This window comes from Micromonospora sp. LOL_021 (assembly GCF_048060215.1).
Taxonomy (GTDB): Bacteria; Actinomycetota; Actinomycetes; order Mycobacteriales; family Micromonosporaceae; genus Micromonospora_E.
The window spans coordinates 19,044-41,344 of the sequence record NZ_JBHMIN010000056.1 but is presented as its reverse complement, the minus strand read 5'-3'; the positions used below and the strand labels follow the sequence as shown (position 1 = coordinate 41,344).

Here is a 22,301-nt window from a genome sequence, read left to right as displayed (position 1 = left end):
GACCGCCGGCCCGGACGGTGGCTCGACCGCCGGCCCGGACGGTGGCTCGACCGCCGGCCCGACGGCCGGGTCGCCGGCCGCGCCAGGCTGTTCCGCCGCTGGTGACGGGTCTTCGGTGGGCGGCGCGGGAGTCGGCACCCGGCGGGGCAGACCGCCGGCCGACAGCCCGGCGGTCGCGCCGGCCGGGGATCGGGTCGACCCGTACGGTGGCGGCGAGCTCGGCGACACCGGACGGGCGGTCGGCGGTGCCGGTTCGGCGGCCGCGTTGTCCGGGTGCGGCCACTGACCTTCCGGTGCCGGAGCGGTCGGTGCCGGCGGAGGGCTGGCAGCGGCGGTAGCTTCGGCGGCGTACTGGGTGGGATGCCGGCCGTGATCGGGCGATGGAGCATGCCCACCGTCGACGGGCCCGGCACCGCCAGGGTGGCCGGCCGGTCCCGGGACGGTGGCGGTCGCGCGGGCCCGGGCGGCGGCATCGGCGCGGCCCTCGGACTGGCCGCCGCGGTTCGGCAGTCGCGCGTCTCCGCGGGCCAACTGGGCGACGAACCAGGCCGGCAGCCAGCCTTCGATCGGCAGACCCGGATTGACCGCCAGCCACCACTCCAGGTTCGGCCAGCTGGCAGCCAGCTCCGCGAACGTCACCCGACGGGCGGAACTGCCGCTGTCACCAAGGCATGCGTGCAGGGTGACGGGCGAGGTGAACGCGAGAACGTGGGTCCGCCCGTTCGTGGTCCAGGTGCCCCAGCCCATCGGGGCCTGACCGGCCAGGGCCTGAGCCGAAACCGGGAGCAGCAACTCGGTGCCGGCCAGCAGTTGGAAGTAGAGCTCCTGGTCCTGACGGAGCAGGGCGTCACGCATCGCGGCCTCGATCTCGGTGGCCGGTTGCCAATCGGTCACGGCCGACCCCCCTTTCCACCGGACAGGCCACACGCGTCCGGTACAACCTACAAGGTGGTGCCACGATCACAACGGCCGGCGGACGCCTTGCAGATCAACTAATCCGAGAAAATACTTCGCGTAGTCGAGAGGACACTGTTCGGCTCATCGGAACAGGTCCGCGTTGCGCCGTTCAGTGCTCAGATAATCGGCGGCCGACTCGTCGACCGCGACCTTGATCTCCCGCAGCAGGGCCTGGAGATTCTGCGCCGCGCCGCGCCACCGGGCCTGCCGCTGCTCGTACGCCTGACGGGCCGCACCGTCCCAGGTCGCTACCAGTGGCGCAGCCTCCCGTTCCACCTGGTGCAACTGCGATCCGAGAGTACGCAGTGCCTGCCCGATGTCGGTGCTGGCCTGTTGCAGCGCCCGGAAATCCACCACCAGCTCGCCGTCGGCCAACTGGTCACCTCCTCCGTGTCGTGCCACCGCCCGCCTGCCAGGCCGTCCCGAAGCGACAGGCCGGCAGGCTGCCAGTCCGTCTCAGAGCGGCAGCTCGATCCGTCGTCCCGCCCGGGTCACCCGGTCCGCCGCCGCGTCGTCAGCCGCCTGGTACTGCGTCCCGGCGGTACGGATCGCTCCGGCAGTCTCGCGCAACGCCCGGTGCAGCGCCGCCTGCTCTCTGGCCCACCCGGCTGTGACCTGCTCGAAGGATCGGCCACCGGCACCACGCCAGGCATGCTGCAGCACCTCCAACCGCTGCAGCAGACCGCGCAGCATCGCGTCGAGCTCCTCGTCGACCTGGTCGAAGCGGCTGGCTGCCCGCTGCATGACCGCCAACTCGGCTTGCGTCTGCGACACGCTGTGACCCCTCTCGGTCCGGTCCTGCCGGTGCCTCCGCGCCGGTGCCTCCCGCGCCGGACGGTGGCCGCTCACCCGCCGCCACGACGGTGAACGTCACCTCGCCGACCGTAGCCGGGTCGGCCCACCGCCGCAGCCCCACCTCGTGCGCTGTGGATAACGGCTCGGTTGCGGTGACACCGGCGACGAACCAGCCAGCGGGCGGCTAACCCGGTGAGGCGGGTCAGCCGAGGGCGTGCCGACGGTCCAGGTCCGGACCGGCCGGCACAAGCTCGACCACCTCGGCCGGCAGCCGCGACCGCGCGGCGTCCGGGTAGCCGAGCGTCGGCAGAACCGTCGGATCGGGGACCAGGTGGCGTAGCCCGGCATCGGTGATCAAGCTGACCTGCGGGGTGTCCTCGTCCTGCCGTACCGCCTCGTCCTGCCGTACCGCCTCGACCAGTGCGCCGCCGCCGGGCGGCAACCGGACGCCCCTGGCCGGGACGTCCGGATCCACCGTCACCCGTACCGGGGACTGGGTACCGGCACCGCCGACGCAGACCGTGCCGGTCGCCGCCGATCGTAGGGCCGGCGTCTCGGCCGGTGGCGCCTGCGGACCGTCCGGGATCAGCTCGTCGACCCGGGGCAGGTTACTGAACCGGCCCTGGGTCAACCGGGTCGGGCCGGCCTGGTCGTGTGCGGTCAGCAGCAGATCGGCCTGCACCTGGGTGATCCCGGCCAGCCCGTCCCGGTACGCCACCGCGTACTGTCGCGAGCCGCTCTGGGTGACCACCAGGAAGACCTCGCCGACCGTGGTGTCCGGAATCGTCCGGGACGGCTGCCCGGCACCGGGGACCGTCAGGCGGCCCAGGTCGGCCCCGGCCGGCAGGGCCCGGACCACCGCCGGCGCGACCGGCAGCGGGCGGTGCCGGGTCCAGCCGAGCGCGGCGAGCACCAGTTCCGGTTCGGTCACGGCGTGCCGGCGGCCCCGCCAGATCAGCTGTACGGCACCGTCCGGTAGCCGGGTGAGCAGCGCGTCGTCGCCGAGCGGCCGACCGCCGGAGCTACCCACGCCGAGCAGCACCGACATGCTGGGCGCGGCTGACTCACCCTGGTCGGCGACGCTGGAGCAAACCGTCCACTCCGGCCCGCTCAGCTCCTCGGGGCGGGGCAGCGAGTCCGGCGCGTCGCGGATACCCAGCGGGGATCCTCGCTCGACGCCGCGCAGCGCGGCCCGCCGCACCAGCACAGTACGCGGTGGAGCCGCACCCGCGATCAGCAACGCCGAACTGTAGTTCCGCACCGGGTGCAGCCGGCCGGCGCGGTAGACGTACCGGGCCCCGGACTCCCGCTCGACGATCACCACCCGGCTGTCCCGCCAGTCGGTGGCCGCTGATCCGGTGACCGCCCCGTACGCTGTGGCACCACCGAACCCGAGCACGGCGACCAGTACCCCGGCCAGCGTCGCCGGGGCGGTCCGGCGGGATGGTCGTGCCGGATCGGCCTGCCCGGACACCAACGCGTCGACCAACCGTCGCGCCGCGTACCGGTGGGACTGCAACTGGTGCTGCCGGGACGTCAACCGCGACCTCCGGGACCGACGGGCCGCAACCGGCGGACGACATGGCGTCACGGGCGGTTCGACCATGAGAGAGGGTGACGCACGATGGTATCGCCGGACGGCGATGCCGGGCGCGACGGCGACGGCCGGCATGGCAGGATTCCCGGATGGGTTTCCTGAAAAGCCTCCTCATCCGCCTGGGTAGTACGGCGTTGGCGTTCTGGCTGGCCACCCTGATCATTCCGGGCATCACGTTGCGGACCGACGCGATCGGCGAGGCGGTCGTCACGCTGCTGCTCGTGTCGGTCATCTTCGGCGTGGTGAACGCGGTGCTGCAGCCGATCATCAAGACCGTCGGGTGTGGCCTGTACCTGCTGACCCTCGGGCTGATCGCGGTGGTCGTCAACGGACTGCTGTTCCTGTTGACCGGATTCATCGCCGGGCAGCTCGACCTGCCGTTCCAGGTGGACGGTTTCTGGCCGGCCGCCGTGCTCGGGGCGCTGCTGGTCGGAGTGGTCACCTGGCTGCTGGGTCTGGTCCTGGACCGGGACTGACCGGCCAGCCAGGTCGGCCGGCCTGGTACGCCACCCGGTCAGCCGCCAACCAGGTCAGCCGACCTGGTACGCCAGGATCGCCGCGCCGTCGGAACGGACCAGTTCGAGCCGTTCCAACTGGTCGTGCTCGAACCGGGTCGCCCCGGTGAAGACGATCTCGGCTCCGGGACTGACCGCCCACGAGCCGACCTGCTGCTTGGCCCCGTCCCGGTCGTAGGCGACCAGCTCGAAGTCCATCGGTCGGCCGTCCGGGTTGGTCGGCTCCCACCAGCAGCGCATGGTGACCTCGGTGCCGTTCGCCGCCGCCTGCAGGCCCACCTCGGCGTGGATCGGCAACTGCGAGGCCACCGGCTGCATCGCGACGAGCTGGGAGCCGGGCGTGGTCTCCGGCGTACCGCCGGCCCCCACCCAGCCGACCCCGAAACCGACCACGATCGCGAGACCGGCGGCGGCCAGCGCCGCCCCGGCGGTCTGCCACCGGCGCATCCGCCGGCCCCGGCGGCGGGCCCGGCCCGCCGCGTCGACCAGGGTGGCCAACCGGGGCTCGGTCGACGGCGGGTCGCTGATCTGTTCGAAGCCGGCCGGATCCAGCCGGCCGAGCAGACCGGGCAGCACCGCGATGTCGGCGACCGCCTGCCGGCAGCTCGGGCAGCCGGCGAGGTGATGCTCGTACGCAGCCCGCTCGGCGGGTGACAGGGCGCCCAGGACGTACGCGCCGTCGTCGTGCGCGTAGTCACACCTCACTGGGTCACCCCCATCTCCTCCAGCACCAGCCGCAGCGAGCGCAGTGCGTAATGTGTCCGTGACTTCACGGTACCCGGCGGAACACCGAGTCTGGCCGCCGCCTCGGAGACCGAACGCCCCCGGTAGAAGCACTCGATCAGCACTTCCCGGTGTGGTTGGGAGAGCCGACCGAGGGCTTCGGCGACGGTCCACGCCTCCACGGCACGGTCCGCCTCGTCCACCGCTGGTGGTGGTTCCGGCAGTTCGTCGGTGACCACCTCGCCGACCCGGACACTACGTCGACGCCAGGCGTCGATCGCGAGGTTCCGCGCCGTGGTGAACAGCCAGGCCCGTACGGATCCCCGCTCCGGGTCCAGCGACTCGGGATGTCGCCAGGCCCGTAGCAGCGTCTCCTGGACCAGGTCCTCGGCCCGCTGCCGGTCGCCACCGGCCAGCCGCAGCGCATGGGCGAAGAGCGCGTCACCGTGCTCTTCGTGCAACGCGCGCATCAGTTGTGAATCCTGGTCGGTCAAGAGGCGCCCTTCCCTTCCGCCTCATGACACGTAGCCGCCGGCCGGGCGGTTCAAGGTCCTGGAGAAACTGTTCAGTTGCCGGGATGCTCCGGGCCGGTCATCGCCTCGGCGACCGCCCGGGCGGCGGTGAGCAGCTTCGCGCGGACCACCCGGGCCGAGGTCATCATCTCGGCCGCCGGCAACGCGCAGGCGATCGCCACCCGCCGCTCGACGTCCTTGTCCGCGTTGACCATCACCGCGGCGCAGGCGAGGCCCTGCCGGTACTGCCCGATCTCCAGGTGCATGCCGCGCCGGTCGCCGACCGCGAGATCGGCTTCGAAGCCCTCGATGGTGGTGATCGTGGCCGAGGTGAACGGCCGCATGCCGAACTCTTTGAGGTAGCGGAACCGCTGGTCGGGAGTGAGGGTGGCGAGCAGCGCCTTGCCCAGCGCGGTGGCGTGCGCCCCCTCGTCGAAGCCGGGCACCAGGTCCTCCAGGTACGGTGAGCGCAGCCCGTCGGCCGACGCTGTCACCGCCACCTGGGCGCCAACGAAGCGGCCGAGGTAGTGGCTGTAGCCGGTCTCCGCCGCCGCGCGGCGCAGCGCCTCACCGACCGCTGGCGGGCCACGGAACGCGGCGACCAGTTCGCGGTAGCGGTCGGCCACCTCCAAGCCGACGATGTAGGTGCCGTCCTCGCGACGGATCACGTAGCCCTCGTACGCCAGGGTGCGCACCAGGTGGTAGGTGGTGGCCACGGTCAGCTCGCAGCGCCGGGCAATCTGTTTGACGGTCAGTCCGCGCGGGGCACGTCCGACCGCTTCGAGCACACGCAGTGCCCGTGAAACGCTCCGGATGAGGTCCGAAGGTTCCGCCAAGGGGTCGCGCACAACCACCTCCGCCGCCGGGGACTTACACCATATGAAAAGACAGCCGCCTGTGGAATGCCCTTTCGAATCAGGGGCACCAGGTGGCGACTATCGGTGTGGCGCCCGACACGTACGGTTCATGCTATTGGCTAACGCAACATCATCGCAAATGGCGGTGCCGTTCGTCGCCCCCGTACCGTCGCCGGCCGGCGGAAATCCGCCCGTGCGACCGGACCGGACCGGATCAGAGCGGACCGGGACCGGGACCGGACCGGGCCGGACCCCGGCTACCCGGCTAGTTCGTCCGGTCGGCGATGAAGTCGCACAGCGACTGCATCGCCTGCCGCGCCGGGCCGGGCGGCAGCGGCGCGAGCCGGGACCGGGCATCCTCCGCGTAGCCGCGCACCGTCTCCCGGGCCCGCTTCAGCGCCGGCGCCTCGCGCAGCAGGGCGAGCGCCTCGGCGTGCAGATCGTCGTCGGTGACCGGGCCGGCGGCCAGGATCTCCCGCAGTCGCCGGGAGGCGGCGTCACCGTCGTCCGAGCCGAGCGCGTAGAGCACCGGGAGCGTGTGCACCCCCTCCCGCAGATCGGTACCGGGTGTCTTGCCCGACTGGGCAGAGTCCGAGGCGATGTCGAGCAGGTCGTCGGAGAGCTGGAACGCCACCCCGATGATCTCGCCGTACCCGGCCAGGGCCTCGACATGCTCTGGGGCCGCGCCGCCGAACATCCCGCCGAACCGCGCGGACGTCGCGATCAGTGACCCGGTCTTGTCCCCGATCACCTGCAGATAGTGGTCGACCGTCTGCTCCCCGTCGCGCGGGCCGACCGTCTCGGCAATCTGACCGTGCACCAGCCGGGCGAACGTGCGGGCCTGCAGCCGTACCGCCTCGATGCCGAGATCCGCCGCGAGGTCGGCGGCTCGGGCGAACAGGTAGTCCCCGACCAGGATCGCCACCGAGTTGGTCCACCGCGAATTGGCGCTCGGCGCACCGCGCCGCACCGGTGCCTCGTCCATCACGTCGTCGTGGTAGAGCGTCGCCAGATGGGTCAGCTCCATCACCACCGCCGCCGGCACCACCAGCGGTGCCGCCGGGTCGCCGAAGTGCGCACCGAGCGCCACCAGCAACGGGCGGAACCGTTTGCCACCGGCCTCGACCAGATGGCGGGCCGCCTCGGTGACGAACGGGTCGGCGCTGAACACGCTGTCCCGCAGCTCGGCCTCGACTCCACCCAGGATCCCGGCGATGGACGCCTGCAGCTGCGGGTCGACGATGTCGATCCCGATCGAGGTCACCGCTCCCGCGCCGGACGCGAAGGAGCTGCCGTCAGCCGTCCTCACCACACCCCCAACCATGCCACAGCGGCGGTGGCGGCCCAGGTTGGGGGCGGGTGAGGTGGTTCATCGGACAAACTCGGCGGCGTTGCTGGTCAGATCGAGCAGCGCCCCCGGCGCCACCCCGAGCAGCAGGGTGGCCAGTACGCCGATCATCAGCGCCGCCGAGGTCAGCGCGCCGGGAATGACCACCGTCGGGGTGGCGTCGCTCGGCTCGCTCAGCCACATCATCACCACCACCCGCAGGTACGGGAAGGCGAGAATCATGCTGGTCACCACACCGGCGATCACCAGCCAGATCTGGCCGTCCCCGACCGCCGCCCCGAAGACCGCGAACTTGCTGGTGAAGCCGCTGGTCAACGGGATGCCGGCGAACGCCAGCAGGATGAAGGTGAAGATGCCGGCGAACATCGGCGACCGCCGGCCCAGCCCCGCCCAGCGGGACAGGTGGGTGGCCTCGCCGTCGGCGTCGCGGACCAGGGTGACCACCGCGAACGCGGCGAGCACGATGAAGCCGTACGCCACCAGGTAGAACATCGTGCTGGCCAGGCCCTCGGCGGACAGCGACAGCACGCCGACCAGCAGGTAACCGGCGTTGGCCACCGACGAGTACGCCAGCAGCCGCTTGATGTCGGTCTGGGTGACCGCCAGGATCGCCCCGACCAGCATGGTCAGGATGGCGACCGTGCCCAGCACCGGGGTGAAGTCCCACGCCGCGCCGTAGAACGCCACGTGCAGGACCCGCAGCAGCGCGCCGAACGCGGCGACCTTGGTGCAGGCGGCCATGAAGCCGGTCACCGGCGTCGGTGCCCCCTGGTAGACGTCCGGGGCCCAGACGTGGAACGGGGCGGCGGTCGCCTTGAACAGCAGGCCGACCGAGATCAGCGCGATGCCGGCGAACAGCAGCACCGGGCTGGACTGCGAGGTCTCCACCGCCGCCCGGATGGTGGCGAAGTCGACCCCGGGCCCGGTCGGGCTGTCCACCCCGGAGGTGAAACCGTAGGTCAGCGCCAGCCCGAACAGGAAGAACGCCGACGAGTAGGCACCCAGCATGAAGTACTTGAGGGCCGCCTCCTGGCTGAGCAGCCGCCGCCGCCGGGCCAGCGCGCAGAGCAGGTACAACGGAAGCGAGAACGCCTCCAGGGCGATGAACATGGTCAGCAGGTCGTTGGCCGCGACGAACAGCAGCATGCCGGCGAGGGCGAACAGCGCCAACGGGTAGACCTCGGTGGCGCCGGACCGGCCGGCCGCCTGTTTGCGGTCCTCGGCCGAGTTGACCACGATCGCCGCCTGGGCGACGAAGGCGCCGCCGGTCTCCAACGACCGCTCACCGATCAGCAGCATCGCCATCACGCCGAGCACCAGGATCGCGCCCTGCAGGAACAGCGTGGGGCCGTCGACGGCGATCGCCTCGCCGGCGGTCACCGTCCGGGTGCTGCCCTGCAGGACCACCGCGACCAGCGCGCCGACCATGCTGGCCAGGGCCAGCACCAGTTGCACCGGGTTGCGCAGTGAGCGGGGCACGAACGCCTCGACGAGGACGCCGATCATCGCCGCGCCGAACAGGATCAGCATCGGCGAGATCGCCGCGTAGTCGATCGCGGGGGATGAGAACTCGCTCACCGGGCCGCCTCCTGGATTACGCCCTCGGTCGGGGCGGGGTCGGACGTGCCGACGTCATCGAACAACGTCGCCTCGATGGCCGGGTTGATGACATCGGTCAACGGCTTCGGATAGAAGCCGAACAGCAGGATCAGGGCGATCAGCGGGGCCACCACGACCTTCTCCCGCAGGGTGATGTCCCGCTTCATGCCGTCGACCGTGGACAGCGCCGGGTTCAACGTGCCCTGGGTGGTGCGCTGCACCATCCACAGCACGTACGCCGCAGCGAGGATGATGCCGAGGGTGGCGATCACCGCGACCGGTTTGTTCACCGAGAAGGTGCCGATCAGCACCAGGAACTCGGAGATGAACGGGGCGGTGCCGGGCAGCGCCAGCGACGCCAGACCGGCGAAGAAGAACACCCCGGCGAGCGCCGGGACCATCTTGCCGGCCCCGCCGAAGTCGCTGATCAGCGCGGAGCCGCGCCGGGCCACGAACATCCCGACGACCAGGAAGAGCAGGCCGGTGGCGAGCCCGTGGTTGACCATGTAGAGCACCGCGCCGGTACCGGCCTGGGTGGTGAACGCGAAGATGCCGACTCCGATGAAACCGAAGTGCGAGATCGAGGTGTACGACACCAGCCGCTTCAGGTCGTTCTGACCGACCGCCAGCAGGGCCGCGTAGATGATGCCGATCACGGCCAGGGCCAGCGCCCACGGAGCGAACCACTGCGACGCCTCCGGGAACAGCCCGAGGCAGTAGCGCAGGATGCCGAACGTACCGACCTTGTCCATCACGCCGACCAGCAGCGCGGCCGACCCGGCCGGCGCGGCCCCACCGGCGTCCGGCAGCCAGGTGTGGAACGGGAAGAACGGCGCCTTGATCGCGAACGCCACGAAGAAACCGAGGAACAGCCAGCGTTCCACGCCGGTCGACATGTCGATCTCGCTGAGCGCCTGCCAGTCGAAGGTCTGCCCGCCGACCACCCACAGCCCGATCACCGCGGCCAGCATGAACAGACCGCCGACCAGCGAGTAGAGGAAGAACTTCACTGCCGCGTACTGCCGCTGGTGGCCGCCGTAGCTGCCGATCAGGAAGTACATCGGCACCAGCATGACCTCGAAGAACACGTAGAACAGGAAGATGTCGGCGGCGGCGAAGACGCCGATCATCGTGCCTTCGAGCAGCAGCAGCAGACCGAAGTAGACCGGCACCGACCGCTTCGACGCCTCCGCGTCGTGCCAGGAGGCGAGGATCACCAGCGGCACCAGCACCGCGATCAGCATCAGCATGACCAGCGCGATGCCGTCGGCCGCGAAGGTGAAGTTCACCCCCCAGTTGGGGATCCACGGGTAGGACTCGCGGAACTGGAACCGGTCGCCGCCAACGGTGAAGGCGAACCACATCACCAGCGACAGCACCAGCACCGCCACCGACCAGCCGAGCGCCAGCCACTTGGCCAGCTCCCCCTGGCGACGCGGGACGAGCGCCACCACGAGCGCGCCGACCAGCGGCGCCACGGTCAGCACCGAGAGGAACGGAAAGTCGTTCACGCCAGCCATCCCATCTGCAGGGCGAGGAACGCCGCGACCACCACGAAGGCACCGGCGAGCACGGACATCGCGTACGAACGCACGAAGCCGGTCTGCAGCCGCCGCAGCCGCCCGGAGCTGCCGCCGATCGCGGCGGCCAGCCCGTTGACCAGGCCGTCGACTCCCCGGTTGTCGAGGAAGACCAGCGCCCGGGTAAGGAAGATGCCCGGCTTTTCGAACACCACCCGGTTGACCGCGTCGGTGTAGAGGTTGTGCCGGGCGGCGGTGACCAGCACCCCGGCCGGCTGCTCCTGCTCGGCGGTGCCGTTGCGGAACAGCAGCCAGCCGAGCGCCGCACCGAGCACGGTGATCACCAGCGCCAGGATGGTGACGGTGCCGTGCGACAGCACCGCCTCGTGGTGGCCCTCCTCGCTGCCCAGCGCCGGGGCCAGCCACTCGGGCACCGAGGTGGACATCAGCCAACCGGCGGCGACCGATCCGACCGCGAGCAGGATCAGCGGTACGGTCATCAGCGGCGGCGACTCGTGTGGGTGGTCGATGTCGTCGGTCCACCGCTTCGGGCCGTGGAAGGTCAGCACGAACAGCCGGGTCATGTAGAAGGCGGTCAGCCCGGCACCGAGCAGTGCGGCCCCGCCGAACAGCCAGGCGGTCCAGTCCTCCCGTTCGAAGGCCGCCGCGATGATCGGCTCCTTGGAGAAGTAGCCGGACAGCGGCCAGATGCCGATGATCGCCAGCCAGGCGAGCCCGAAGGTCGCCCAGGTGATCTTCATGTGCCGCCACAGGCCGCCGAACCGCCGGATGTCGACCTGGTCCTTCATCCCGTGCATCACCGAGCCGGCGCCGAGGAACAGCCCGGCCTTGAAGAAACCGTGCGCCAGCAGGTGCACGATCGCCAGCGCGTACGCCCCGCCGCCGAGCCCGACGCCGAGGAACATGTACCCGATCTGGGAGACCGTCGACCAGGCCAACACCCGCTTGATGTCGTCCTTCGCACAGCCGATGACCGCCCCGGTCAGCAGGGTGAGCGCACCGACGCTGACCACCACGGTCTGCAGCGTCGGATTGGCCGAGAAGATCGGGTTGGACCGGGCGATCAGGTAGACACCGGCGGTGACCATCGTCGCGGCGTGGATCAGCGCCGAGACCGGGGTCGGGCCCTCCATCGCGTCCGGCAACCACGCCTGCAGCGGGAACTGTCCGGACTTGCCGGTCGCGCCGAGCAGCAGCAGCAGGCCCATCGCCAGGATGGTGCCGGAGGCCAACGCCCCGGCGTTGGTGAACACCGCCTCGAACTGGGTGGTGCCGAGGGTGGCGAACATCAGGAAGATCGCCAGCACCAGGCCGGCGTCGCCGACCCGGTTCATCAGGAACGCCTTCTTACCGGCGGTCGCCGCGGCCGGCAGGTGGTACCAGAACGAGATCAGCAGGTACGACGCCAGGCCGACGCCCTCCCAGCCGAGGAACAGCATCACGTAGTTGTTGCCCAGCACCAGCACCAGCATCGCGGCGACGAACAGGTTGAAGTACGCGAAGAAGCGCCGTCGTCCCGGGTCGTGCGACATGTACTCGACCGCGTACACGTGGATCAGGAAACCCACGCCGGTGATCAGCAGCACGAAGACCGCCGACAGCGGGTCGAACAGCAGCCCGAAGTCCACCGACAGGCCACCGACCTCGATGAACTCCCACAGGCTCAGCTCGACCGCCCGGTTGTCCAGGCCGCGTAGCTGGAAGAAGTAGGTCAGGCCGAGGACGAAGATCGCCCCGACGGCGACCACGCCGAGCCAGTGTCCCCACTTGTCGGCGCGCTTGCCGAGCAGCAGCAGGATCGCCGCGCTGGCCAGCGGGATGGCCACCAGCAGCCACACGCTACTCAGCAGCCCCGTGGCCTGGGCGTACTCCACAGTCGATTCCACGTGTGGGCCCCTTTAGTACTTCAGCAGGTTGGCGTCGTCGACGCTCGCCGAGCGCCGAGTCCGGAAGATGGTCATGATGATGGCGAGCCCCACGACCACCTCGGCTGCCGCCACGACCATCACGAAGAAGGCGATGATCTGACCGTTGAGGTCACCGTTGATCCGGCTGAACGTGACCAGCGCCAGGTTCGCGGAGTTGAGCATCAGCTCGATGCACATGAACAGCACGATCGCGTTGCGGCGGACCAGCACGCCGACCGCGCCGATGGTGAACAGCACCGCCGACAGGATCAGGTAGTTGTCCGGAGTCATTTGTCAGTCCCCTTCGGGGCGGCCTCGCTGGGCGAGAGTTCGCGCGTCGGCAGGATCGCCGGAATGCTCCGGTCGGTGAGCGTGCCGTCCGGCAGCCGGCCGGGGGTGGCCACCGAGGTGGAGGTGGCGTAGACACCCGGCCCCGGCTTCGGGCCGGGGTAGCTGCCGGGGGCGAACCGGGCCCGCATCATCTCCGGTTGGCCGCGCCGCTGCTCCTTACGCTTCTCGATGTGCGCCAGGATCAGCGCGCCGATCGCGGCGGTGGTCAGCAGGGCGGCGGTCACCTCGAACGCGACCAGGTAGCGGCCGAACAGCAGGGCGGCGATGCCCTGCACGTTGCCGTCCGCGTTGGCCTGCTCCAGGCCGACCGCCTGCACCCCGCCGAGGCCCCGGTACAGCCCGGTGCCGACCAGCGCGGCGAAGCCGACGCCGAGGGCGACCGCGGCGATCCGCTGCCCGCGCAGCGTCTCGATCAGCGAGTCGGAGGCGTCCCGGCCGACCAGCATCAGCACGAACAGGAACAGCATCATGATCGCGCCGGTGTAGACGATGATCTGCACCAGACCGATGAACGGCCCGCCCTGCACGACGTAGAACACGCCGAGGCAGAGCATGGTCAGCACCAGCCAGAGTGCGGAGTGCACCGCGTTGCGGGCCCACACCATGCCGATCGCGCCGAGCAGCGCGAGCGGAGCCAGGATCCAGAAGGTCACCGCCTCCCCGGTGGAGACCTCCGCTACGAGCTCGGTCATGGCTTGCCCTCTCCCGTCGTCGTCCCCGAGCCGTCCTGGGTGCCCTGCTCCGACCAGGGCGCCCGTTCCGCACCGGCCGACGTACCGGGGTTGGTCAGCGCCCCGACGTAGTAGTCCTTCTCGCTGTCGCCCAGCCGCATCGGGTGCGGCGGCTGCTCCATGCCTGGCAGCAGCGGCGCCAGCAGCTGCTCCTTGGTGAAGATCAGGTCCTGCCGGGAGTCGCGGGCCAGCTCGTACTCGTTGCTCATGGTCAACGAGCGGGTCGGGCAGGCCTCGATGCACAGCCCGCAGAAGATGCACCGGGCGTAGTTGATCTGGTACGTGCTGGCGTACCGCTCACCCGGGGAGAACCGCTGCTCCTCGGTGTTGTCGCCGCCCTCGACGTAGATCGCGTCCGCCGGGCAGGCCCAGGCGCACAGCTCACAGCCGATGCACTTCTCCAGCCCGTCCGGGTGCCGGTTGAGGATGTGCCGGCCGTGGTAGCGCGGCGCGGACACCGGCGGCTTGAACGGGTAGTCCGTGGTGACCACCTTGCGGAACATGTGGGAGAAGGTGACCCCGAAGCCCTTGAACGTTCCCGTGATCGCGCCCACGTCACACCTCCTTGTCGTCGGTGGCGGGACCGACCTGGGCCGGCTCCCGTTCGGCTACCGCCCGCTTGGCCCGTGGGCTGGGCGGGACCTGCAGGTCCATCGGGGGCAGCGGGAAGCTGCCCGGTGGCCGGGAGTCGACCTGCTCCTGCAGGGTCGGCGCCGGCCGCTCCTTGCGCGTCGGCCAGAAGATCACCACGGCAAGCAGGATGGCGACCGGGATACCGATCGCGATCAGCCGGTCGTTGCGCTCCCAGCCGCTGGTCACCCGGATCCCGCCGAGCGCCAGAATCCAGGCCAGGTTGATCGGCAGCAGCACCTTCCAGCCGAACCGCATGAACTGGTCGTAGCGCAGCCGGGGCAGGGTGCCGCGGAGCCAGACGAAGACGAAGATCAGCGCGATCACCTTGCCCATGAACCAGAGCATCGGCCACCAGCCGCTGTTCGCCCCGTCCCAGATGCTGACCGGCCAGGGGGCCCGCCAGCCGCCGAGGAACAGCGTCACCGTCACCGCCGACATGGTCACCATGGCGACGTACTCGGAGAGCATGAACAACGCGAACTTCAGCGAGCTGTACTCGGTCATATAGCCGGCGACCAGCTCGGACTCCGCCTCGGGCAGGTCGAACGGTGCCCGGTTGGTCTCCGCCACCGCGGCGATGAAGAAGATGATGAAGCTGGGCAGCAGCAGGATCGCGTACCAGCCCGGGGCGTACAGGTCGAACCCGCCGATCGAGGTGAACAGGTCACCGCCGGACTGGGCGGCGACGATCCCGCTGGTCGACATGGTGCCGGCGGTCATGAACACGCCGACCACCGACAACCCGAGCGCGATCTCGTACGAGATCACCTGCGCCGTCGAGCGCAGGCCACCGAGCAGCGGGTACGTCGACCCGGACGCCCAGCCGCCGAGCACCAGCCCGTACACACCCATCGACGAGCAGGCCAGCAGCACCAGCACCGCCACCGGCACGTCGGTGACCTGCAGCGGGGTCCGGGTGCCGAAGATGCTCACCATCGGCCCGAACGGGATCACCGACAGCGCGGTGACCGCGCAGATCACCGAGATCGTCGGGGCGAAGAAGTAGACCACCTTGTCCGACGCCTTGGGGAGGATGTCCTCCTTGAAGGCCATCTTCAGCCCGTCGGCCAGGGTCTGCAGCAGGCCGAACGGGCCGGCCTGGTTGGGGCCGGGACGGACCTGCATCCGGCCGACCACCCGCCGCTCGAACCAGACCCCGAGCAGGGTGCCCAGCAGCCCGAAGACGAAGGCGAAGACCACCTTGATCAGGATCAGCCACCAGGGGTCCAGCCCGAAGTCGGACAGCGTCGGTTCCTGTGCCAGGTTCACCGCAGACCCCCTAGGTTCGGGTTCGTCGCGCCGTTGTGGCTGATCCGCCCGTTGCCGTCCGAACCGCTAGCCGTGCCGTCCGGGCCGGCGGCGGCGCTGACCTTGACCAGTGCGCCGGAGATCGCGCCGAGGCTGCGGCGCACCGTCGAGCCGGGCGAGTTCGTCGGTAGCCAGACCACCCCGTCGGGCAGCAGGTCGGTGACCGCCGCCGGCAGGGTGACCGCGCCCCGGTCGGTGCCGACGGTGACCGGGTCACCGTCGGCCACCCCGAGCGCCCCGGCCAGTGACTTGGCCAGCCGGACCACCGGCGGCCGCGCGGTGCCGCCCAGGTAGGGGTCACCGTCGGTGAGGGTGCCGAGGTCGATCAGGTGGTGCCAGGTCGCCAGCACCGCCTCGCCGGCACCCGGGCTGGCCGGTGCCGTCGGGTCGACCAGCGGCAGACCGGGCCGCTGCGCCTTGGTGGCCGGCAAAGCGCCCAGCTCCCGGCGGATCAGGTTGACCTCGCCGGTGCCGAGCGCGACACCGAGTTGCGCGGCGAGCGCGTCGAGCACCCGGGAGTCGGCCATCGCGGTGGTGTTCAGCACCGCCTCGAAGGTGCGCAGCCGGCCCTCCCAGTCGAGGTAGCTGCCGGCCTTCTCCACCGCCGGCGCCACCGGCAGGACCACGTCCGCGCGGCGGGTCACCGCGCTGTGCCGGATCTCCAGGCTGACCAGGAACGGCACCGCGTCGAGCGCCTGCTCGGCGAGCCGCGGGTCGGCCAGGTCGGCCGGGTCGACCCCGGCGACGACCAGCGCGCCGATCTTGCCGGCGGCGGTCGCCGCGACGATCGCGTCGATGTCGCGACCCGGCTCGGACGGGATGGTCCCGGCACCGATGTCCCAGGCCCCGGTCAGCTCCGCCCGGGCCGCCGCGTCGGCGACCGGACGACCGCCGGGCAGCAGGTTCGGCAGGCAGCCGGCGTCGACCGCGCCCCGGTCACCGGCCCGACGCGGCACCCAGGCCAGCTTCGCGCCGGCCCGCTCGGCGACGGCGCCGGCGGTCGACAACCCACCGGGTACGGTGGCCAGCCGCTCGCCGACGAGCAGGATCGCGCCGGACCGGCCGAGTGCCTCGGTGACCGCGCGGTCCTCGGTGAGCAGCCGCGCCTCGTCGCCGGGCACGGTCGGCACCAGCGTGGCGCCCAGCTTCTCCAGGCCCCGGCTCAGGTACGGGGCCAGGGCGATCACCCGCAGCCCCTTCTTGGTGTAAGCCTTGCGCAGCCGCAGGAAGAGGATCGGGCACTCCTCCTCCGGCTCCAGCCCGGCGATCACCACCACCGGGGCCCGCTCGATGTCGGCGTAGGTGACGTCGGAGCTGCCGGCCACCCGGGCGGCCAGGAAGTCGGCCTCCTCGGTGGAGCCGGCGGCACCGGTGACCGGTCGGGCCCGGAAGTCGATGTCGTTGGTGCGCAGCGCCACCCGGGCGAACTTGGCGTACGCGTAGGCGTCCTCGACGGTGAGCCGACCGCCGGTGAGCACCCCGACGCCGTACGCCCCGTCGCGGGCGTTGCGCAGCCCGTCGGCGGCGACCGCCAGGGCCTCGCTCCAGGACGCCTCCCGCAGCTCACCGGTGTCGGCGTCGCGGACCAGCGGGGTGGTGAGCCGGTCGGTGGCGGTGGCGTAGCGGAACCCCCACCGGCCCTTGTCGCAGTTCCACTCCTCGTTGACCGCCGGGTCGTCGCCGGCCAGCCGACGCATCACCTTGCCGCGCCGGTGGTCGGTACGCTGCGCGCAGCCGGCCGAGCAGTGCTCACAAACGCTCGGCGAGGAAACCAGGTCGAACGGGCGGGCCCGGAATCGGTACTGGGCACCGGTGAGCGCGCCGACCGGGCAGATCTGCACCGTGTTGCCGGAGAAGTAGGAGTTGAACGGCACGTCGCCGTCGCCCTCACCGTCCGACGTCGGTTCGGCGCCGAACGCCTCGTCCCGGTAGACGTTGATCTGCTCGCCGGAGGAGCGGTCCATCAGGTCGATGAAGGCGTCGCCGGCGATCTCCTCGGAGAACCGGGTGCAGCGCTGGCAGAGCACGCAGCGCTCGCGGTCCAGCAGCACCTGGGTGGAGATCTCGACGGGCTTCGGGTACTCCCGCTTGTGCTCGTGGAACCGGGAGTCCGGCCGGCCGGTGGACATCGCCTGGTTCTGCAGCGGGCACTCGCCGCCCTTGTCGCACATCGGGCAGTCGAGCGGGTGGTTGACCAGCAGCAGCTCCATGATCCCCTGCTGGGCCTTCTTGGCCACCTCGGAGGTGAGCTGGGTGCGGACCACCATGCCGTCGGCGACGGTCTGGGTGCAGGAGGCGACCGGTTTACGCTGCCCCTCCACGTCGACCAGGCACTGCCGGCAGGCGCCGGCCGGAGCGAGCAGCGGGTGGTCGCAGAACCGGGGGATCTCGATGCCCAGTTTCTCGGCCACCCGGATCAACAGTGCGCCCTTGGGCGCGGTGACCTCGACGCCGTCGATGGTCAACGTCACCGTCTCGGTGGTCTTGGCTACCTCTGCCATTAGTGCGCACCTACCAATGCTTTCTCCGACAGCTTCGGTGCCGTGCGGCCCTCGATGTAGTCGAGGTAGTCCTGCTTGAAGTACTTCAGCGAGGACGTCACCGAGCTGGTCGCGCCGTCGCCGAGGCCGCAGAACGAGCGGCCGAGGATGTTGTCGCAGGTGTCGAGCAGGGTGTCCAGGTCCTCGTGGGTGCCCTGACCGGCGAGGATCCGCCGGAAGACCCGCACCATCCAGTAGTTGCCCTCCCGGCACGGGGTGCACTTGCCGCACGACTCGTGGTGGTAGAACTCCAGCCACCGGTAGGTCGCGTACACCGGACAGTCCTGGTCGGAAAAGATCTGGGTGGCGGTGGTGCCGAGGATCGAGCCGGCGCCGGCCACCCCTTCGAAGTCCAGCGGTACGTCCAGGTGCTCGGCGGTGAGCAGCGGGGTCGACGAACCGCCGGGCGTCCAGAACCGCAGCTCGTGACCGGGCTGCATGCCACCGGCCAGCTCGATCAGCTCGCGCAGGGTGATGCCCATCGAGCATTCGTACTGCCCCGGGTTGGCGATCCGGCCGGAGAGCGAGTAGATCATCGGGCCGGACGACTTCTCCGTACCCATGCTCTTCCACCAGGCGGCGCCACCGAGCACGATGTACGGCACGCTGGAGATGGTGCCGACGTTGTTGACCACGGTCGGGCAGGCGTACAGGCCGTGGGTGGCCGGGAACGGCGGACGCAGCCGGGGCTGGCCGCGGAACCCTTCGAGCGAGTCCAGCAGTGCCGTCTCCTCGCCGCAGATGTAGGCACCCGCACCGCTGTGCACCACCAGGTCCAGGTCGAATCCGGAGCCGAGGATGTCCTTGCCGAGGTAGCCGGCCCGGTACGCCTCGTCGACCGCGTTGCGCAGCCGGCGGGCGGCGTGCACCGCCTCACCGCGGATGTAGATGAAGGCGCGGCTGGCTCGGATCGCGTACGAGGCGATGATGACGCCCTCGACCAGCGAGTGCGGGTCGTACATCATCAGCGGCAGGTCCTTGCAGGTGCCCGGCTCGCCCTCGTCGGCGTTGACCACCAGGTAGTGCGGCTTGCCGTCACCCTGCGGGATGAACCCCCACTTGAGGCCGGTGGGGAAGCCGGCACCGCCCCGGCCGCGCAGCCCGGAGTCCTTGATCAGCTTGATCAGGTCGTCCGGGTGCACCGGGTCGGCGTCGCGGCCCCGGCCGTCCGGCGCACCGGTCAGCACCTTGCGCAGCGCGGCGTAGCCGTCGAGCTGCTGGTAGACGTCGATCTTCCAGGCGTCCGGTGACAGCCAACGCTTGGTCAGCACCGGGGTCAGCTTCTGCAGGGTTTCCGGTCGCGGCTGGGTCATCGGGTGCCCTCCTCGCTGCGCGCGTCCCGCAGCGACCCGCGCTGTGGCTGCGAGTTGTCGCCGGCCGGTTTGGCGTCACCGGCGGGCGGGTTGGCGGCGGCGCCGGCCGACTCGGCGGCCTCGGCGGCGCTGTCCGGCTCGGCCCGGTCGGTCGGCACCGTGGTGCCGGGGGCGTCCGGGGCCGGGGTCTTCGCGTCCGGGGCGCGGGTCTCGGCGGCCCGGATCTCCGGCGACTTGGCCTGCGGGGCCTTGACGTCCGGGGCGGTGCTGCCGGTCGCCGCCGGTGCCGGCCGGCTGGGCGCCGGGGCGGGAGCGTCGCCGCTGATCGGCGTGTTCGGGTCGAAGCCGGCGACCGAGACGCCGTGCTGCTGGGCCAGCCGCAGGCCGCGCAGCGTGGCGTCGCCGGCCGGACCGTCGGCGACCGCGCCCTCGCGGGTGTCGGAGAAGCCGGCCAGCTGCAGCGACATCTCCTTCAGCGGGCACAGTCGGGCACCCCGGGTGGGTGCCGGGCGGCCGCCGGCGCGCAACTCCTCGACCACCCCGAGCGCGACGTCCGGGTCGACCTTGTCGAAGAAGTCGTAGTTGACGGTCATCACCGGGCCGTAGTCGCAGGCGGCCAGGCACTCGGCGTGCTCCAGGGTGATGGTGCCGTCGGCGGTGGTCTCCTCGTGGCCGACACCGAGGTGTTCGCTGAGCGCGTCGTAGACCCGCTGACCGCCGAGTACGTCGCACATGGTGTTGGTGCAGACGCTGACCAGCCAGTCGCCGGTGGGCCGGCGCTTGTACATGGTGTAGAAGGTGGCGACTGCGCTGACCTGGGCCTTGTTGATGCCCAGCGCTTCGGCGCAGAACTCGACGCCGGCGGGCGATACGTGGCCCTCCTCGGACTGCACCAGGTGCAGCAGCGGCAGCAGTGCCGACCGGGAGCGGTCCGCCGGGTAGCGGGCGATGATCTCCCGGGCCCGGTCGTGCGTTTCCTGACTGAAGCCCATCAGCGGTCACACCCACCCATCACGGGGTCCAACGAGGCGCCCCCGGCGATCACGTCGGCGAGCAGCCCGCCCTCGGCCATGGCCGGGATCGCCTGAAGGTTGACGAAGCTCGGTTCGCGGTAGTGCACCCGGTACGGCCTGGTCCCGCCGTCGGAGACGGCGTGCACGCCCAGCTCGCCGCGGGGCGACTCGATGCCGACGTACACCTGGCCGGGCGGCACCCGGAAGCCCTCGGTCACCAGCTTGAAGTGGTGGATCAGCGACTCCATCGACTGACCCATGATCTTGGCGACGTGCTCCAGCGAGTTGCCCATGCCGTCCACGCCGATGGCCAGCTGCGCCGGCCAGGCGATCTTCTTGTCGGCGACCATGATCGGACCGGGCTTCAGCCGGTCCAACGCCTGCTCGATGATCTTCAGCGACTCGCGCATCTCGGCCATCCGGACCAGGTAACGGCCCCAGACGTCGGCGGTCGGCGTGGTCGGCACGTCGAACTCGTAGTCCTCGTAGCCGCAGTACGGCATGGTCTTGCGCAGGTCCCAGGCCAGCCCGGCGGAGCGCAGCACCGGCCCGGTGACGCCCAGCGCGAGGCAGCCGGTGACGTCGAGCACCGCGACGTTCTGCGTCCGCTCCAGCCAGATCGGCTGCCCGGAGAGCAGGTCCTCGTACTCCTTGAGCCGCTTCGGCATCACCTTGAGGAACTCGCGGATCTTGGCGATCGCCTCGTCCGGCACGTCCTGGGCGACCCCGCCGGGCCGCACGTAGGCCATGTTCATCCGCAGCCCGGAGACCAGCTCGAAGATCTCCAGGATGTACTCGCGCTCCCGGAAGCAGTACAGCATGATCGAGATCGCGCCGAGCTCCAGGCCGGTGGTGCCCAGCCAGATCAGGTGCGAGGAGATCCGGTTGAGCTCCATCATCAGCACCCGGATGGTGTTCGCCCGCTCGGTGACGTCGTCGGTGATCCCGAGCAGCTTCTCCACCGCCAGGCTGTACGCCGTCTCGTTGAAGATCGGCGCCAGGTAGTCCATCCGGGTGACGAACGTGGTGCCCTGCACCCAGTTGCGGTACTCGAGGTTCTTCTCGATCCCGGTGTGCAGGTAGCCGACGACCGTCCGGGCCTCCCGGACGGTCTCCCCCTCCAGCTCCAGCACCAGGCGCAGCACCCCGTGGGTGGACGGGTGCTGCGGCCCCATGTTGACGATGATCCGCTCGTCGGTGAGCGGGTCCGTACCGCCGACCACGGTGTCCCAGTCGCCACCGGTGACGGTGAAGACCTTGCCCTCGTCGGTCTCGCGTTCGGTTGCGTATCCGGCCGTCATTGGTAGCTCCTCCGCTTGTCCGGCGGTGGGATCTCGGCACCCTTGTACTCCACCGGGACACCGCCCAGCGGGTAGTCCTTACGCTGCGGGTGACCCTCCCAGTCGTCCGGCATCAGGATCCGGGTCAGCGCCGGGTGGCCGTCGAAGATCACCCCGAACATGTCGTACGTCTCCCGCTCCTGCCAGTCGGCGGTCGGATAGACGGCGGTGACGGTCGGCAGGTGCGGATCCTCGGCGGTGACCGCCGCCTCCAGCCGGACCCGGCGCCGGTAGGTCATCGAGGTCAGCTGGTAGACGACGTGCAGTCGACGCTCGTCGGCACCCAGGTAGTCCGCCCCGGACACCGAGGAGCAGAGCTCGAAGCGCAGCGCCTCGTCGTCGCGCATGACCCGGCACACCTCGGCGATTCGCTCCGGCTTGATGTGCAGGGTCAGCTCGCCCCGGTCGACGATGACCTTCTCGATCGCGTCGGCGAAGGCCGGGTACGCCTCCTCGAGGGCGTCGCACACCTCGTCGAAGTAGCCGCCGTACGGCCGTTCGCTGCCGGCCACGCTGGACCGGCGGCGGACCAGGCCGCCGAAGCCGGACGTGTCGCCGGAGCCCTGGATGCCGAACATTCCCCGGCCGGCCCCGCTGGCCGGCGGGAACTCGGCCGGCGCGCCGCTGGTCGCCCCGACCGGCGGGGCGGCGGCGGGTACGCCACCGCCCGGCTGCTCACTGGGCGCGTTGGTCGGCCCGGTCACTGGATCGTCCTTTCGCT

At 70.8% G+C, this 22,301-nt stretch carries 21 protein-coding genes; 1 reads left to right on the top strand and 20 read right to left on the bottom strand.

The window, feature by feature from the left end:
• The 4 genes from ACFHWT_RS26755 to eccB all read right to left on the bottom strand — a co-directional run.
• The coding region (locus ACFHWT_RS26755) for an SseB family protein (RefSeq protein WP_416597448.1) at nucleotides 1-894 on the bottom strand (894 nt) is incomplete at its 3' end.
• A 144-nt stretch (nucleotides 895-1,038) separates the two neighbouring features.
• Complete coding sequence (locus tag ACFHWT_RS26750; protein ID WP_416597452.1) at nucleotides 1,039-1,332, bottom strand: WXG100 family type VII secretion target; 294 nt, start codon at nucleotides 1,330-1,332, stop codon at nucleotides 1,039-1,041.
• Nucleotides 1,333-1,413: 81 nt separating this feature from the next.
• Nucleotides 1,414-1,731: a WXG100 family type VII secretion target gene (locus ACFHWT_RS26745; RefSeq protein WP_416597447.1), complete on the bottom strand. Its 318-nt coding sequence runs from the start codon at nucleotides 1,729-1,731 to the stop codon at nucleotides 1,414-1,416.
• 223 nt (nucleotides 1,732-1,954) lie between these two features.
• Complete coding sequence (eccB, locus tag ACFHWT_RS26740; protein WP_416597446.1) at nucleotides 1,955-3,292, bottom strand: type VII secretion protein EccB; 1,338 nt, start codon at nucleotides 3,290-3,292, stop codon at nucleotides 1,955-1,957.
• Between the two features lie 146 nt (nucleotides 3,293-3,438).
• On the opposite strand from eccB, the gene ACFHWT_RS26735 reads away from it, so the two are divergent.
• Nucleotides 3,439-3,825: a phage holin family protein gene (locus ACFHWT_RS26735; protein WP_416597445.1), complete on the top strand. Its 387-nt coding sequence runs from the start codon at nucleotides 3,439-3,441 to the stop codon at nucleotides 3,823-3,825.
• Between the two features lie 54 nt (nucleotides 3,826-3,879).
• Here the strand turns inward: ACFHWT_RS26735 and ACFHWT_RS26730 are convergent, their stop codons facing one another.
• The 16 genes from ACFHWT_RS26730 to ACFHWT_RS26655 all read right to left on the bottom strand — a co-directional run bounded on the left by ACFHWT_RS26730 (nucleotide 3,880) and on the right by ACFHWT_RS26655 (nucleotide 22,284).
• A complete protein-coding gene (locus tag ACFHWT_RS26730) occupies nucleotides 3,880-4,569 on the bottom strand; it encodes an anti-sigma factor family protein (RefSeq protein WP_416597444.1) in 690 nt (229 codons plus the stop codon).
• Complete coding sequence (locus tag ACFHWT_RS26725; protein WP_233606748.1) at nucleotides 4,566-5,060, bottom strand: sigma-70 family RNA polymerase sigma factor; 495 nt, start codon at nucleotides 5,058-5,060, stop codon at nucleotides 4,566-4,568. Before ACFHWT_RS26725 ends, ACFHWT_RS26730 begins: the two co-directional genes overlap by 4 nt.
• A gap of 92 nt (nucleotides 5,061-5,152) precedes the next feature.
• Nucleotides 5,153-5,947: an IclR family transcriptional regulator gene (locus ACFHWT_RS26720; RefSeq protein WP_416597443.1), complete on the bottom strand. Its 795-nt coding sequence runs from the start codon at nucleotides 5,945-5,947 to the stop codon at nucleotides 5,153-5,155.
• Nucleotides 5,948-6,221: 274 nt separating this feature from the next.
• Nucleotides 6,222-7,280, bottom strand: coding sequence for a polyprenyl synthetase family protein (locus ACFHWT_RS26715; RefSeq protein WP_416597442.1), 1,059 nt, complete (start codon nucleotides 7,278-7,280; stop codon nucleotides 6,222-6,224).
• A 45-nt stretch (nucleotides 7,281-7,325) separates the two neighbouring features.
• Nucleotides 7,326-8,882 carry an NADH-quinone oxidoreductase subunit NuoN gene (gene nuoN, locus ACFHWT_RS26710; protein WP_282233282.1) on the bottom strand — a complete coding sequence of 519 codons (1,557 nt, stop codon included), beginning with the start codon at nucleotides 8,880-8,882 and terminating at the stop codon, nucleotides 7,326-7,328.
• Nucleotides 8,879-10,414, bottom strand: a complete 1,536-nt coding sequence (locus tag ACFHWT_RS26705) for an NADH-quinone oxidoreductase subunit M (protein WP_416597441.1) — start codon at nucleotides 10,412-10,414, stop codon at nucleotides 8,879-8,881. The genes nuoN and ACFHWT_RS26705 overlap by 4 nt, the downstream gene beginning before the upstream one ends.
• The gene (gene nuoL, locus ACFHWT_RS26700; RefSeq protein WP_416597440.1) at nucleotides 10,411-12,330 is read right to left on the bottom strand and encodes an NADH-quinone oxidoreductase subunit L; all 1,920 of its coding nucleotides are present in this window, start codon (nucleotides 12,328-12,330) and stop codon (nucleotides 10,411-10,413) included. Before nuoL ends, ACFHWT_RS26705 begins: the two co-directional genes overlap by 4 nt.
• Nucleotides 12,331-12,342: 12 nt before the next feature.
• Nucleotides 12,343-12,642, bottom strand: coding sequence for an NADH-quinone oxidoreductase subunit NuoK (gene nuoK, locus ACFHWT_RS26695; protein ID WP_123607128.1), 300 nt, complete (start codon nucleotides 12,640-12,642; stop codon nucleotides 12,343-12,345).
• On the bottom strand, nucleotides 12,639-13,394 hold the full coding sequence (locus ACFHWT_RS26690) for an NADH-quinone oxidoreductase subunit J (protein WP_416597439.1): 756 nt from the start codon (nucleotides 13,392-13,394) through the stop codon (nucleotides 12,639-12,641). The genes nuoK and ACFHWT_RS26690 overlap by 4 nt, the downstream gene beginning before the upstream one ends.
• A complete protein-coding gene (gene nuoI, locus ACFHWT_RS26685; RefSeq protein WP_348775094.1) occupies nucleotides 13,391-13,987 on the bottom strand; it encodes an NADH-quinone oxidoreductase subunit NuoI in 597 nt (198 codons plus the stop codon). The genes ACFHWT_RS26690 and nuoI overlap by 4 nt, the downstream gene beginning before the upstream one ends.
• 1 nt (nucleotide 13,988) lies before the next feature.
• Complete coding sequence (gene nuoH, locus ACFHWT_RS26680) at nucleotides 13,989-15,335, bottom strand: NADH-quinone oxidoreductase subunit NuoH (RefSeq protein WP_416597438.1); 1,347 nt, start codon at nucleotides 15,333-15,335, stop codon at nucleotides 13,989-13,991.
• Complete coding sequence (locus ACFHWT_RS26675) at nucleotides 15,332-17,875, bottom strand: NADH-quinone oxidoreductase subunit G (protein ID WP_416597437.1); 2,544 nt, start codon at nucleotides 17,873-17,875, stop codon at nucleotides 15,332-15,334. Before ACFHWT_RS26675 ends, nuoH begins: the two co-directional genes overlap by 4 nt.
• Nucleotides 17,875-19,227 carry an NADH-quinone oxidoreductase subunit NuoF gene (gene nuoF / locus ACFHWT_RS26670; protein ID WP_416597436.1) on the bottom strand — a complete coding sequence of 451 codons (1,353 nt, stop codon included), beginning with the start codon at nucleotides 19,225-19,227 and terminating at the stop codon, nucleotides 17,875-17,877. Before nuoF ends, ACFHWT_RS26675 begins: the two co-directional genes overlap by 1 nt.
• Nucleotides 19,224-20,222, bottom strand: a complete 999-nt coding sequence (gene nuoE / locus ACFHWT_RS26665; protein WP_416597451.1) for an NADH-quinone oxidoreductase subunit NuoE — start codon at nucleotides 20,220-20,222, stop codon at nucleotides 19,224-19,226. Before nuoE ends, nuoF begins: the two co-directional genes overlap by 4 nt.
• On the bottom strand, nucleotides 20,219-21,541 hold the full coding sequence (locus ACFHWT_RS26660) for an NADH-quinone oxidoreductase subunit D (RefSeq protein WP_282233277.1): 1,323 nt from the start codon (nucleotides 21,539-21,541) through the stop codon (nucleotides 20,219-20,221). The genes nuoE and ACFHWT_RS26660 overlap by 4 nt, the downstream gene beginning before the upstream one ends.
• On the bottom strand, nucleotides 21,538-22,284 hold the full coding sequence (locus tag ACFHWT_RS26655; protein ID WP_416597435.1) for an NADH-quinone oxidoreductase subunit C: 747 nt from the start codon (nucleotides 22,282-22,284) through the stop codon (nucleotides 21,538-21,540). The genes ACFHWT_RS26660 and ACFHWT_RS26655 overlap by 4 nt, the downstream gene beginning before the upstream one ends.
• Nucleotides 22,285-22,301: the final 17 nt, after the last annotated feature.

Coding starts and splice junctions, on each gene's coding strand:
- ACFHWT_RS26660 (WP_282233277.1), bottom strand. CDS start 21,541: ATGACGGCCGGATACGCAACCGAACGCGAGACCGACGAGGGCAAGGTC.
- nuoK (WP_123607128.1), bottom strand. CDS start 12,642: ATGACTCCGGACAACTACCTGATCCTGTCGGCGGTGCTGTTCACCATC.
- ACFHWT_RS26715 (WP_416597442.1), bottom strand. CDS start 7,280: ATGGTTGGGGGTGTGGTGAGGACGGCTGACGGCAGCTCCTTCGCGTCC.
- ACFHWT_RS26675 (WP_416597437.1), bottom strand. CDS start 17,875: ATGGCAGAGGTAGCCAAGACCACCGAGACGGTGACGTTGACCATCGAC.
- ACFHWT_RS26735 (WP_416597445.1), top strand. CDS start 3,439: ATGGGTTTCCTGAAAAGCCTCCTCATCCGCCTGGGTAGTACGGCGTTG.
- nuoF (WP_416597436.1), bottom strand. CDS start 19,227: ATGACCCAGCCGCGACCGGAAACCCTGCAGAAGCTGACCCCGGTGCTG.
- ACFHWT_RS26690 (WP_416597439.1), bottom strand. CDS start 13,394: ATGACCGAGCTCGTAGCGGAGGTCTCCACCGGGGAGGCGGTGACCTTC.